Raw genomic sequence first — 12,357 nt, 5'->3', positions numbered from 1 at the left:
GCCCGGTCAGGCGTGCGCGGCCTGACCGTGTTCGGCTTGCTCGGCCAGCTCCTCGACCATCTTCCTGCAGAAGGCGGGCAGGTCGTCCGGATTACGGCTGGTCACCAGTCCGTTGTCGACGACGACCTCGTCGTCGACCCAGTCCGCGCCCGCATTGCGCAGGTCGGTCTGCAGACTCGGGTACGACGTCATGCGCTTGCCCCGCACCACGTCGGCCTCGATCAGCGTCCACGGTGCGTGGCAGATCGCCGCGACGGGCTTGTTCGCCCTGAAGAACTGCGCCACGAAGTCGACCGAAGCCCGATCGGTGCGCAGCAGGTCCGGGTTGGCCACACCGCCGGGAAGCACCAGGCCGACGTAGTCGTCCACCGAGGCCTCCGAAACCGGTTTGTCGACCCGGAAGACGTCGGCCTTGTCCAGGTGGTTGAACGCCTGTACGTCGCCGTGCTCGAAGGAGATGAGCTCGGGCAGGCCCTCGGCGTCCTGCACCGCCTTCCACGGCTGCGTCAACTCGACCTGCTCAGCACCCTCGGGTGCGACCAGGAAGGCGACTCGACGACCACTCAGGCTGCCGGTCACGTTCATCACTCCTCTCCAGTCGGTTCCTCTCGCGCATACCCCACGCCGACCCGTGCCGAAACTCGTGGTCGACGTGACGACAATGACTCTCGTGACGTCCTTCGACAACGCCGCGGCCGGGAGCGGCCGGCCCGCGCTCCACCGGCCGATCGTGTTCGCGCTGCCCCTGCACAACCGCTTCCGTGGGATCACGGTGCGGGAGGGTGTGCTGCTGCGCGGCCCTGCCGGTTGGGGCGAGTTCAGCCCGTTCCGCGACTACGGCGACGCCGACGCGGTGCCGTGGCTGGCATCCGCGCGGGAGGCCGTCACCGAGGGTTGGCCGGAGCCGGTACGCGACACGGTCGAGGTCAACACGACCGTGCCCGTCGTGTCGCCGGAACGGGCCCACGAGCTGGTGGCCGCATCCGGCTGCCGCACGGCGAAGGTGAAGGTGGCCGATCCGCGGTCCTCGACGACCGAGGACTGCCGCCGCGTCGAGGCGGTCCGGGACGCGCTGGGGCCCGGCGGTGCGATCCGCGTCGACGCAAACGCCGCCTGGGACGTCGACGAAGCCGTCACCGCACTGCGCGAGCTGGACCGTGCCGCCCACGGCCTCGAGTACGCCGAGCAGCCGTGCCCTTCCGTGGAGGACCTGGCCGCGGTCCGCCGCCGGGTCGACGTGCGCATCGCCGCCGACGAATCGATCCGCAGGGCGGACGACCCGCTGCGGGTCGCCGTGGCGGGAGCCGCGGACGTCGCCGTGCTCAAGGCCGCCCCACTGGGTGGGGTGCGACGCGCCCTTCAGGTCGCGGAGGCGTGCGGGCTGCCGTGCGTGGTGTCGTCGGCGGTGGACAGCAGCGTCGGCCTCGCGGCCGGACTGGCTCTCGCCGGCGCGCTCCCTTCCCTCGACTTCGCCTGCGGCCTGGGCACGGCGAGCCTGCTCACCGGTGACGTCACGAGCAATCCACTGTCCCCTGTGGACGGACGACTGCCCGTGCCCCGCACCGCCCCCGAGCCGGACCTGGTCGACCAGCACGCCGCGGACACCGACACGGCTCAGTGGTGGAGTGAACGGCTCCGCCGGGTGGGTGCACTCGCCGACGGTTCGGCCTGACCGGCAGGCGCGCCGGCGCCGCCCCGTGGGAGACCCGAGCGGAGGTGGCTACGCCGCGTCGTCATGCCGACCCTCACACCTGGCGGTCACACCGCGGCTTCGTCGGCGTGCGGGTTCGGGCCGCTGTCGCGGACCGGCAGGGTCGCGAACGCCGCCGGCGGATCGCGCCACGGATCCTCGGGCGTACCCGCCTGCGCCGCTTGGATCGCCTTCCACACGCGCTGGGGGGTGAGCGGCATGTCGATGTGCCGCACCCCGAGGTGTTTGACCGCATCGACCACGGCGTTCTGCACAGCGGGGGTCGCACCGATCGTGGCGGACTCGCCGATCCCCTTCGCGCCCAGCGGGTTGAGCGGCGACTCGGTCTCGGTGTTCGACACCTCGAGCATCGGCACCTCCATGGCCGACGGCACCAGGTAGTCGGCGAGCGTGCCGGTCGACGGGTTGCCGTCCTCGTCGTAGGTGAAGTGTTCCCACAACGCCTGCGAGATGCCCTGGACGGCACCGCCGTGCTGCTGCCCCCGCACCAGGAGCGGGTTGAGCACTCGGCCGCAGTCGTCCACGGCGACGTGGCGGACCGGGCGGACGAACCCCGTCTCGGTGTCGATCTCGACGACCGAGACGTGCGCGCCGAACGGGAACGTCGCGCCGCCCGGCGTGAAGTCGGTGTCGGCGGCGAGGGACGTGCCCTGTTCCTCGGCATACCCGGCGAGTTCGGACCAGCTCAGCCTGGCACCCGGCACGCCGAGCACCCCCAGGCCGCCCTCTCCGTCGACCTCGATGTCCTCCACGGCGGCCTCGAGTTTGCTCGCGGCGAGCTCCTTGGCCTTGGCGACCAGGAGTTCACTCGCCTCACGCACGGCGCTGCCCCCGATCTGCAACGACCGCGACCCGCCCGTGCCCCCGCCGCGCGGCACCTGCGCGGTGTCGGACTGCACGAAGTCGATCTGCTCGACCGGAATGCCCAGGGCGTCGGAGGCGAGCATGGCGAAGGACGTCGGATGGCCCTGGCCGTGTCCGGACGTGCCCACCTTGACCGTCGCCCGGCCGTCGGCGCTCATCTCGACGGCGGCGAACTCGCCGCCACCGCCACCACCGGTGATCTCGACGTAGGTGCTGACTCCGATGCCCAGCAACACGGTCTCGCCCGCGTCGATCCGCCGCTGCTGCTCCTTGCGCAGCTCGTCGTAGTCGGCGACGCGCAGCGCCTCGCGCAACGGCAGGTCGTAGTCACCGGAGTCGTACGTCGCGCCGACGAGCGTCGTGTACGGGAACTGGTCGGGCTGCAGGAAGTTCTTCCGCCGCAGTTCGACCGGGTCCATACCCAGTTCGGCGGCACCGACGTCGATGATCCGCTCCACCATGGCGGCCGCCTCCGGCCTGCCCGCGCCGCGGAACGCACCGGTCGGCGTCGTGTTGGTCAGCGCCGCGATGGAACCGAAGCTGATCTTCGGGATGCGGTACACGCCCTGCGACATCAGACGCGTGGGGCCGAGAGCGAACCCGCCACCGAATCCCGCGTAGGCGCCGCAGTCGCCGACCACGTTGCAGTGCAGCCCGGTGATGGTGCCGTCAGATTTCAGCCCCAGCTCGGCGTACTGCACCTGGGCACGGCTCTGCGGCATGGCCTGCAGGTTCTCGGAACGCGTCTCCACCCACTTCACGGGCCTGCCCAGGCGTTGCACCGCCGCGATCACCACCTGGTGTTCGGCGATCATGCCGATCTTGCCGCCGAACGCACCGCCGACGTGCGGCGTCACCAGGTGGATCCGGTCCGGGTCCACGCCGAGCTGCTTCGCCGCGGTCTGCCACGCGACGTGCGGCATCTGCGTCGAGACATGGATCGTCAGGTCGTAGTCGCCACCGCGATAGCCACCACCGGGTTCGACCGCGATGGCGTTGCCCTCCATGGGTACGACCGCGACGCGCTGGTTCTCGATCCGCGCGCGGGCGACGACATCGGCGTCGGCGAGGATCTCCGCACCGACCTCGTCGCGCTCGCCCGCGGCGATGTTCGAGCCGAGCTCGGGGAACTGGAGGGGCGCGTCGTCGGCGAGCGCGTCCTCGGGGTCGGCGACCACGGGCAGCGGTTCGTAGTCGACGTCGACGAGTTCCACGGCGTCCGCCGCGGCGGTGCGGGTCTCGGCGACGACGGCGGCCACCACATCGCCGACGAACCGGACGCGATCGGTCGCCAGCGGCGTCCGCACACAGTCCCGGTTCACCACCATGAACTGGCGTGCGGGCGGAAGATCGAGGTCGGCAGCGGTGTAGACGGCCAGGACACCGTCGGCTTGTTCGGCCTCGGACGTGTCGATGCCCGTGATCTCGGCGTGGGCGAACGGCGAGCGCACGAAGGCCACGTGCGCGGCGCCGGGGATCGGCAGGTTGTCGACGTACGTGGCTTCACCGCGTAGCAGCTCGGGGTCCTCGACCCGCCGCACCTCGGTTCCAAGAACAGATCCAGGCATGTGATCGACACTAACCCCGTGACGTTGATCATGCCTAGGGATGACGGAGCGCCACCGGCGGCGCTCCCCCGAACAGCCGAGGCCACGCCGTTCCCTGCGCGCCGTTCCCTGCGCGCCGCGCGCCCGCACCGGACACCAAGGAACGGCGCCACGGATTCGGCCCTCCAACGGGGACGCCCGGAAAGCGCAACACGGGGTCCGCAGGACGCAACACGCGCCCCCGAAAGCGCAACACGGCTCCCTCAGGACGCAACACGGGGTCCCGAAGGCGCAACACGGCTCCCTCAGGACGCAACACGGGCCCGTGAAAGCGCAACACGGACCCCGCAAGGCGCAACACGCGGGTCGGGGTGGATACACGTGAGCCCCGGGCACTGGGTGCCCGGGGCTCACGTGTGGTTCAGGCCTGAATCACATCATGCCTTCCATGCCGCCCATGCCGCCCGTGGGGTCAGCACCGGCGCCACCGTTCTTCTCCGGCTTGTCCGCGACCACGGCCTCCGTGGTCAGGAACAGGCCGGCGATCGAAGCGGCGTTCTGCAGCGCGGAACGCGTCACCTTGGCCGGGTCGAGCACGCCGGCGCTGATGAGGTCCTCGTACTCGCCCGTGGCGGCGTTGAGGCCCTGGCCCTGCGGCAGGCCCTTGACCTTCTCCACCACGACGCCGCCCTCGAGACCGCTGTTGACGGCGATCTGCTTGAGCGGGCCCTCGACGGCGACCTTCACGATGTTCGCACCGGTCGCCTCGTCGCCCGAGAGCTTGAGACCGTCGAACGCAGCCTTGGACGCCTGGAGCAGAGCGACGCCACCACCGGCGACGATGCCCTCCTCGACGGCGGCCTTGGCGTTGCGCACCGCGTCCTCGATGCGGTGCTTGCGCTCCTTGAGCTCGACCTCCGTGGCGGCACCGGCCTTGATGACGGCAACGCCGCCGGCCAGCTTCGCCAGGCGCTCCTGCAGCTTCTCGCGGTCGTAGTCGGAGTCGCTGTTCTCGATCTCGGCGCGGATCTGGTTGACGCGACCCTGGATCTGGTCGGCGTCGCCCGCACCCTCGACGATCGTGGTCTCGTCCTTGGTGACGACGACCTTGCGCGCCTGGCCGAGCAGGGAGATGTCGGCGTTCTCGAGCTTGAGGCCGACGTCCTCGCTGATGACCTGACCACCGGTGAGGATGGCCATGTCCTGCAGCATCGCCTTGCGGCGGTCACCGAAGCCGGGCGCCTTGACGGCGACGGACTTGAAGGTGCCGCGGATCTTGTTGACGACGAGCGTGGCCAGGGCCTCGCCCTCGACGTCCTCGGCGATGATCAGCAGCGGCTTGTTGGTCTGCATGACCTTCTCGAGCAGCTGCAGCATGTCCTTGATGTTCGAGATCTTCGATCCGAACAGCAGGATGTACGGGTCCTCGAGCACGGCCTCCTGACGGTCGGCGTCAGTGACCATGTAGCCCGAGATGTAGCCCTTGTCGAAGCGCATACCCTCGGTGAGCTCGAGCTCGAGGCCGAAGGTGTTCGACTCCTCGACGGTGACGACGCCTTCCTTGCCGACCTTGTCGAGCGCCTCGGCGATCAGCTCACCGATGGTGCGGTCCGCGGCCGAGATCGAGGCCGTGGCAGCGATCTGCTCCTTGGTCTCGACCTCCTGAGCAGCCTTGTGCAGCTGCTCGGTGACGGCCTCGACGGCCTGCTCGATGCCCCGCTTGAGGGCGATCGGGTCGGCACCGGCGGCGACGTTGCGCAGGCCTTCCTTCACGAGGGCCTGGGCGAGCACGGTGGCGGTCGTGGTGCCGTCACCCGCGACGTCGTCGGTCTTCTTCGCGACTTCCTTGACGAGTTCGGCCCCGATCTTCTCCCACGGGTCCTCGAGCTCGATCTCCTTCGCGATCGAGACACCGTCGTTGGTGATCGTCGGCGCGCCCCACTTCTTTTCGAGCACGACGTTGCGGCCACGCGGGCCGAGAGTCACCTTGACGGCCTCGGCGAGGGTGTTGAGTCCGCGCTCGAGTCCGCGGCGGGCGTCCTCGTCGAACGCAATCAGTTTGGCCATTGGGGTGTGGTCCTCCGGTAATCGGACACGTCACAGGCCAGGCTCGGTGCCCGCGACGGACGACCAGCCCGGGATCTCCCGAACCTGGCCTCACCGTCCCGACCTTCAGGCGCCGGTCGGCGACCGGCTGCCTAGCACTCGACGGTGTCGAGTGCCAATCTCGTGTTTAGCACTCTCCGGGGGAGAGTGCAAGAAAGGGGGTCGGCAAACGGATTGACACGGGCGTACCAGAACGGCTTCGATCGGCGACCATGGAACGCTATCTCGTCACCGGCAGCGCGGGACATCTCGGCGAGGCGCTCGTGCGTACGCTGCGCGAACACGGCGACGACGTGGTCGGACTCGACGTCCTCGACTCCCCATTCACCACCGTCACCGGGTCGGTCACCGACCGGGACACCGTGCGCAGCGCCCTCGACGGGGTGACGCGCGTGCTGCACACGGCGACCCTGCACAAGCCGCACGTCGGCACGCACGCGCGGCAGGAGTTCGTGGACGTCAACGTCTCCGGGACCCTGACCGTGCTCGAGGAGGCGGCGGCCGCCGGCGTGCGCGGCGTGGTGTTCACCAGCAGCACGAGCGCGTTCGGCCGGGCGCTGACACCCGCACCCGGCGAACCGGCCGCCTGGATCACCGAGGACGTGCGCCCTGTGGTCCGCAACGTCTACGGGGCAACCAAGATCGCCGCCGAGGACCTGTGCGAGCTGTTGGCCCGCGATCTGGACCCGCCGGTGGTCGTGCTGCGGACGTCGCGATTCTTCCCCGAGGCCGACGACCGCGACGACGTCCGCGCTGCCTTCGACGACACGAACCTCAAGGTCAGCGAGTTCGCCTACCGCAGGGTGGACCTGGAGGACGTCGTGGAGGCGCACCTGCTCGCCGCGCATCGCGCACCCGCCCTCGGCTTCGACCGGTTCATCATCAGCGCCACCACGCCGTTCAGCCGCGACGACGCCGCCGAGCTCGCCACGGACGCGCCCGCCGTCCTCGACCGCGTGCTGCCCGACGTGGCCGAGGAGTACCGGCGGCGAGGCTGGCGGATGCTGCCCACCCTCGACCGCGTCTACTCCAACGAGCGTGCCCGTTCGGTGCTGGGCTGGCGACCGGCCTACGACATCCGCGCGGCGCTCGAACTGGCCCGCACCACCGGCGCGGTGCGCAGCCCACTGGCCCGGGTCGTCGGCGCGAAGGGCTACCACTCGGAACCGACGGGCGTCTACACGACGTGACCGGTGGCCCGATCACTGTCTCCCGATCAGTTGTCGCCGGGTTCGATCGGGATCTCGGTGGGCGGCGGGTTGTTGTTGCCCTCGGACTCGCCGGGATCGGCCGACTGGGAACCGCCGGGGCCGACGGGGATGTGCGGAACGGTGCTCGACGTGCCGCCCTCGTTGCCTCCGCCGCCCTCGCTCTCGTCCTCACCGCCGGTGAACACGAAGATCGCCGTGACGGCCGCGGCGACGACCACGACCGCCGCCACGACGGCCCAGATCCACCGCTTGCCGCCCTTTCCTCCCTCGGGGCCCGACGGTCCGCCGGGGAAGCCGCCCGGCTGCGGTCCACCCGGCGGGGGTCCACCCGGCTGCATACCGGGCTGGGCCATTCCGGGAGGCGTGCCGAACCCGGGCCCTGCGCCCTGCGGCGGCGTGCCGAGCCCGGGTGGAGGTGTCGGGGGCGCGGGGGTGCCCGGCGGTGGTGTGCCGTACGGCGGCTGCCCCGGCTGACCGCCGTGGCCGGGCGGCGGGCCGCCGTGGCCGTACGGGCCCTGCCACCCCGGCTGCTGGGGATTCGGTTGCTGAGGGTGCACTGGCCCTGCCTCTCCCTGTCGCGCGACGGCCGCCCGGACCGCCGCCTGGTCCATGCCGGTGGGTGGCGTCGCCGCCTGTCCCGCGTCCACCCGGTCGGCGGCGGCGATCACCGCCTCGGCGCTCGCCTCACCGTTCGTGCCCGCCTTGCCGTTGGTACCCGCCGACGCACCGAGGGCCTCCTTGGCTGCGCCGACGAGGTCGACACACGTGGCATACCGTTCTTCCGGCCGCTTGGCCATACCCTTGCGCACGACGGTGTCGATCCCGTCGGGCAGGCGCGGCACGACGCCGGACAGCGCGGGTGGCTCGCGGTTCAGGTGACCTGCGATCACCGTCTGGACATCGCCCGTGAACGGCGGCCTGCCCGCGAGGCACGAATAGAGCATGCAGGCGAGGGCGTACTGATCGGTGCGCCCGTCGAGGGGCTCTCCGCGAAGGTGTTCGGGCGCCGCGTACGTCGGCGAACCGAGGAAGTCGCCCTTCCTCGACGCCTTGGTCGCGGCGTCCCGCTCGGTGAGACCGAAGTCGGCCAGGTAGACGTGTTCGACGTGGTCGCGCGCGCGATGCCGGTTCGAGACGAGCACGTTGGCCGGTTTGACGTCGAGGTGCACGAGCCCGTCCCGGTGGAGCGTGTCGAGGGCGTCGGCGACCTGGTCGAGCAGGTTCGTGACGCGGTCGGGATCCATCGGCGCGCCCGCGCTGATTCCCGCGAGGTCGGCACCCTCGACGTAGCGCATGGCGATGTAGAGCAGACCGTCGAGTTCGCCGAAGTCGTACAGCGGCACGATGTTGGCGTGGTCGACCGCCGAGGTGTTGCGAGCCTCCTCGACGAACCGCGTGCGGAACTCGTCATCGGCGCCGAGGTGCTGGCCGATGACCTTGAGGGCGACCTTGCGGCCGAGACGCACGTCGGTGGCCTCGTAGAGCACGCTCATGCCGCCGCGGCCGAGCACCCCGTCGATGCGGTAGTTGCCCAGCTGTCGACCGGTGAGGTCCCCCGACACATCGCCTGACACAGCGCGAAGCCTAGCGGCCGGACCGCAGGTGGAACGTGAAGTGTCCGACCGTCCGCCGACATGTGCGACGAACGAGCGAATGCGCCGGGGAACTCGCCGGGGAGACGGAACGGGCCCGCTGACGGGCCCTTCCGCGTTACGAGACCTTCTTGACGTCGGCGGCCTGACTCCGGCCGTCGCGCCCCGCCGTGATCTCGAACTCCACTCGATCACCCTCGTCGAGGGTGCGGAATCCTTCTGCCTGAATTGCGGAGTAATGCACGAAAACGTCGGGCCCCTCGGGGGACTCGATGAAGCCGTAGCCCTTTTCCGCGTTGAACCACTTGACCGTGCCGACTGCCACGGCGTCCTCCTTGTACCAAACCGAAAAACGCTTCAGGCCCAGCCTGTCCGCGCTCCAAGCGTCGATCACGCTACCGGAATCACACGGCTCGGCAATGGTCAATTTGCGGTAACGGGAACCGCGCGGTGCTCCGTTCCCGCATGTGCTCTGCGTAGCTTCGGCCGAATGCACTTCACCCACACAGCCCACGACGTTCGCTACAAGGAATCAACCAGATACGTGATCAACCGGAAAACCGGAAACACTCACCGCCTGGCCTGGAGCAGAACGGTGCCCGGTCCGGCGAAATCGAGTGCCAGTCCTTCACCGGTGCGCACGGACTGTGGCGCCGCCGGATCGAGCGCCCGCAGCCGAACCTGGATCGTGTCCGGATAGGCGACCAGGAAATCGGGACGCACGGTGATCATCTCGCCCGCGTCGAGGTTCAGCAGATCCACCGGACCGCGGGCACTCAGCACGAGCGAACCGGTGCCGCTGTAGTGCTCCAGGAACCCCGCCGTGCCACCGAACAACGACTGCAACGCGGGCCACTGCTCGTCCCTGCGGATCGACGCGGGCCTGGCCAGCACCCGCGACGCCGGCACCTTGGACACGCACCAGCCGCTGCGCCCGTCGAATCCGAGCGGATAGACGTCACCCGGGGTGTCCGGGGCCAGGTCGACCCAGCCACCTCCCGCGGGTGCGGTGAGCACGGGATGCTCGCCGCGCGGGCCCCGGGAGACCGAGATCCCGAATGCGCTCGCCATGACCGCCTCGTCGGGAGCCTGCACGGACTCGCCCTCGGCGAGCACGATCCGTGCGACGCCAAAGGTGGGCGTGTGCCGGGTGTGGACCTCCATCGCGCGTTCCCCGCCCTACCGGCTCGGCACCTGCTGGGCGACCCACGCCGCCAGCGCCGACGGATTGCGGGTCTGGGTCATGACCTGGCCGGGACCGGCGAAGTCGAACACGAATCCCTCTCCGCTCTTGAGGCTCTGGACCATCCCGCCGGAGATGCGGCGCAGTTGCGTCTGGACCGTTTCGGCGTAGGCGACGACGTGACCGGAGTCGATCGTGATCATCTCGCCCGGCTGCAGCGTGACGACCTCCAGCGCCCCGTAGCAGGACACGACGACGGGACCCTGGCCGGTCACGTAGGTCAGAAAGCCGCCCTCGCCGCCGAACAGATTGCTGAACCCACCCCATTTGGTCTGCATCTGCACGCCGTGCGCCGAGGCGATCCAGGAGCCGCGGGTGACGCACCATCCGGTGCGGCCGTCGAGGTTGATCACCTGCAGGTCGCCGGGCAGGTGAGCGGCGACGTCCACCCATCCGCCGTTCTGCGGGGCGGTGTAGGTGCTGATGAACAGCGACTCCCCGCCCAGCATCGCGCGGCCGAGACCCTTCATCACGCCGCCCTGCGTCGAGGCCTGCACCTGTACCCCGTAGCTCGTCGCCGACATGGCGCCTGCTTCCACCTGCACCGGTTCTCCCGGTGCGAGCATGAGGCGCGCGACGGCGAACGACGGCTGATGCCGTAGCTGTACCTGCATGGGCTCTCCCCGTGTCCGTGCCCGCCTGCTTCTCCCCGCGCGGGCGCAGGGCGGGGAGAGTCTGACACAGTGCTCATGGGCGGTGACGCCGTATTCACCGGGACGGTCATGGATGTCAGAAGGGTGGCCGGAGTGATCTCCGTCGACGACTATCGCGCACAGGTGACCGAACTGCTGGGCAGGCGGCCCGCGGTGAGCGTGCCCGTCCAGGACTGCGCAGGGCTGGTGCTGGCCGAGGACGTGACGGCGAGCGTGTCCCTGCCGCCCTTCGACAACTCCGCGATGGACGGCTACGCCGTGCGCTCGGACGAGGTCGCGGGCGCGAGCGAGGACGCCCCGGTGCAGCTGCGCGTCGGTGAGGACATCCCCGCGGGCCGGGTCGACGTTCCGCCGCTGCCGCCCGGCACGGCGCACCGGATCATGACGGGGGCGCCGATGCCGGACGGGGCCGACGCGGTCGTCATGGTCGAGCGCACCGACGGGGGCCGCGACACGGTGCGGGTGTACGCCGAGTCGGCCTCCGGCACGCACGTGCGCCGCGCGGGTGAGGACGTCGCAAGGGGAACGGTCGCGCTGACCGCGGGCACCGTGTGCGGACCGGCGCAGCTGGGCCTCGCCTCGGCGGTCGGCAGGGACACCCTCGCCGTGCACACCCCGCCGCGGGTGCTCGTCGTGTCCACCGGTACCGAACTGGTGCTCCCGCCCGAGCCGCTCGAGCACGGCCAGATCTACGAGTCGAACAGCATCATGCTCGCCGCGGCGCTGCGGTCGCTGGGCTGCACGGTGACGACGGTGCGCAGCGTCGCCGACGACGTCGACAGCTTCCGCGCTGCCATCGAACCGGCACTGCCCGACGTCGACCTCGTCGTGACCTCGGGTGGGGTCAGCGCGGGCGCCTACGAGGTCGTCAAGGACACGCTCACCGGAGCGGGCGTGACGTTCACGAAGGTGGCGATGCAGCCCGGCGGCCCGCAGGGGCACGGCACGTGGGACGGCGTCCCGGTCGTCACGCTGCCCGGCAATCCGGTGAGCGTGCTGGTGTCGTTCGAGGCCTTCCTGCGCCCGGCGATCCTCAGCTCACTCGGCCACGACGACGTCGACCGCACGCGGGTGCGCGCCCGCCTGCTCGAAACGCTCTCCTCCCCCTCCGGCAAGCGGCAGTTCCGCCGGGGGTTCTACAGCCGCACGGACGGCGACGTGACCGGCGTCGTCGGCCCTCGCGGCGGTCCCGGCTCGCACCTGCTGGCGGCGTTCACCCAGGCCAACTGCCTGATCGTGCTCGGGGAGGACGTCACCGAGGCGGCCCAGGGCTCCGAGGTCGACGTCCTGCTCTTCTGATCCGGTCGGCGGGCGCGACGTCCCGGGGCCACCGCGGGCCGATGGTCCGGGCGGGCGACCGGGCCGTTACCCGAGCCGAGTAGCGTGTGCACGTTCGAGGAGCCACCTACGTGAACGGGACAAGACGGCAC

The 12,357-nt window shown here is 70.4% G+C and carries 10 protein-coding genes; 3 read left to right on the top strand and 7 right to left on the bottom strand.

Annotation, left to right across the window (positions count from 1 at the left end; genetic code table 11):
• Positions 1-6 precede the first annotated feature (6 nt).
• Entirely contained in the window at positions 7-585 is a 579-nt protein-coding gene (locus IF64_RS0112985) for a type 1 glutamine amidotransferase domain-containing protein (protein WP_030532341.1), read from the bottom strand.
• A gap of 76 nt (positions 586-661) precedes the next feature.
• Between IF64_RS0112985 and IF64_RS0112980 the strand changes: the two genes are divergently transcribed.
• Positions 662-1,672, top strand: coding sequence for an o-succinylbenzoate synthase (locus IF64_RS0112980; RefSeq protein ID WP_084705823.1), 1,011 nt, complete (start codon positions 662-664; stop codon positions 1,670-1,672).
• Between the two features lie 86 nt (positions 1,673-1,758).
• Here the strand turns inward: IF64_RS0112980 and IF64_RS0112975 are convergent, their stop codons facing one another.
• On the bottom strand, positions 1,759-4,143 hold the full coding sequence (locus IF64_RS0112975) for a xanthine dehydrogenase family protein molybdopterin-binding subunit (protein ID WP_030532339.1): 2,385 nt from the start codon (positions 4,141-4,143) through the stop codon (positions 1,759-1,761).
• Positions 4,144-4,554: 411 nt separating this feature from the next.
• Positions 4,555-6,189: a chaperonin GroEL gene (groL, locus tag IF64_RS0112970; RefSeq protein ID WP_030532338.1), complete on the bottom strand. Its 1,635-nt coding sequence runs from the start codon at positions 6,187-6,189 to the stop codon at positions 4,555-4,557.
• Positions 6,190-6,440: 251 nt separating this feature from the next.
• On the opposite strand from groL, the gene IF64_RS0112965 reads away from it, so the two are divergent.
• Entirely contained in the window at positions 6,441-7,418 is a 978-nt protein-coding gene (locus IF64_RS0112965) for an NAD-dependent epimerase/dehydratase family protein (protein ID WP_030532337.1), read from the top strand.
• Positions 7,419-7,444: 26 nt separating this feature from the next.
• Here IF64_RS0112965 and IF64_RS0112960 read toward each other — a convergent pair whose 3' ends face one another.
• The 4 genes from IF64_RS0112960 to IF64_RS0112945 all read right to left on the bottom strand — a co-directional run bounded on the left by IF64_RS0112960 (position 7,445) and on the right by IF64_RS0112945 (position 10,888).
• Complete coding sequence (locus IF64_RS0112960; protein WP_030532336.1) at positions 7,445-9,013, bottom strand: serine/threonine-protein kinase; 1,569 nt, start codon at positions 9,011-9,013, stop codon at positions 7,445-7,447.
• A gap of 136 nt (positions 9,014-9,149) precedes the next feature.
• Positions 9,150-9,356: a cold-shock protein gene (locus IF64_RS0112955; RefSeq protein ID WP_030532335.1), complete on the bottom strand. Its 207-nt coding sequence runs from the start codon at positions 9,354-9,356 to the stop codon at positions 9,150-9,152.
• Between the two features lie 245 nt (positions 9,357-9,601).
• Positions 9,602-10,195: an AIM24 family protein gene (locus IF64_RS0112950; RefSeq protein ID WP_030532334.1), complete on the bottom strand. Its 594-nt coding sequence runs from the start codon at positions 10,193-10,195 to the stop codon at positions 9,602-9,604.
• Positions 10,196-10,210: 15 nt separating this feature from the next.
• Positions 10,211-10,888 carry a TIGR00266 family protein gene (locus IF64_RS0112945; protein ID WP_030532333.1) on the bottom strand — a complete coding sequence of 226 codons (678 nt, stop codon included), beginning with the start codon at positions 10,886-10,888 and terminating at the stop codon, positions 10,211-10,213.
• 132 nt (positions 10,889-11,020) lie between these two features.
• On the opposite strand from IF64_RS0112945, the gene moeA reads away from it, so the two are divergent.
• Complete coding sequence (moeA, locus tag IF64_RS0112940) at positions 11,021-12,226, top strand: molybdopterin molybdotransferase MoeA (RefSeq protein ID WP_030532332.1); 1,206 nt, start codon at positions 11,021-11,023, stop codon at positions 12,224-12,226.
• The last annotated feature ends 131 nt before the right edge of the window (positions 12,227-12,357 follow it).

Origin of the sequence: Prauserella rugosa (assembly GCF_000719975.1) — a bacterium.
GTDB lineage: Bacteria > Actinomycetota > Actinomycetes > Mycobacteriales > Pseudonocardiaceae > Prauserella > Prauserella rugosa.
This window is presented reverse-complemented; position numbering and strand designations above follow the sequence as displayed.

What these genes read in the sequence shown, in the direction of transcription:
- IF64_RS0112985 (WP_030532341.1), bottom strand. Translation starts at nt 585, where the DNA reads ATGAACGTGACCGGCAGCCTGAGTGGTCGTCGAGTCGCCTTCCTGGTC.
- groL (WP_030532338.1), bottom strand. Translation starts at nt 6,189, where the DNA reads ATGGCCAAACTGATTGCGTTCGACGAGGACGCCCGCCGCGGACTCGAG.
- IF64_RS0112945 (WP_030532333.1), bottom strand. Translation starts at nt 10,888, where the DNA reads ATGCAGGTACAGCTACGGCATCAGCCGTCGTTCGCCGTCGCGCGCCTC.
- IF64_RS0112975 (WP_030532339.1), bottom strand. Translation starts at nt 4,143, where the DNA reads ATGCCTGGATCTGTTCTTGGAACCGAGGTGCGGCGGGTCGAGGACCCC.
- IF64_RS0112980 (WP_084705823.1), top strand. Translation starts at nt 662, where the DNA reads ATGACTCTCGTGACGTCCTTCGACAACGCCGCGGCCGGGAGCGGCCGG.
- IF64_RS0112965 (WP_030532337.1), top strand. Translation starts at nt 6,441, where the DNA reads ATGGAACGCTATCTCGTCACCGGCAGCGCGGGACATCTCGGCGAGGCG.
- IF64_RS0112950 (WP_030532334.1), bottom strand. Translation starts at nt 10,195, where the DNA reads ATGGAGGTCCACACCCGGCACACGCCCACCTTTGGCGTCGCACGGATC.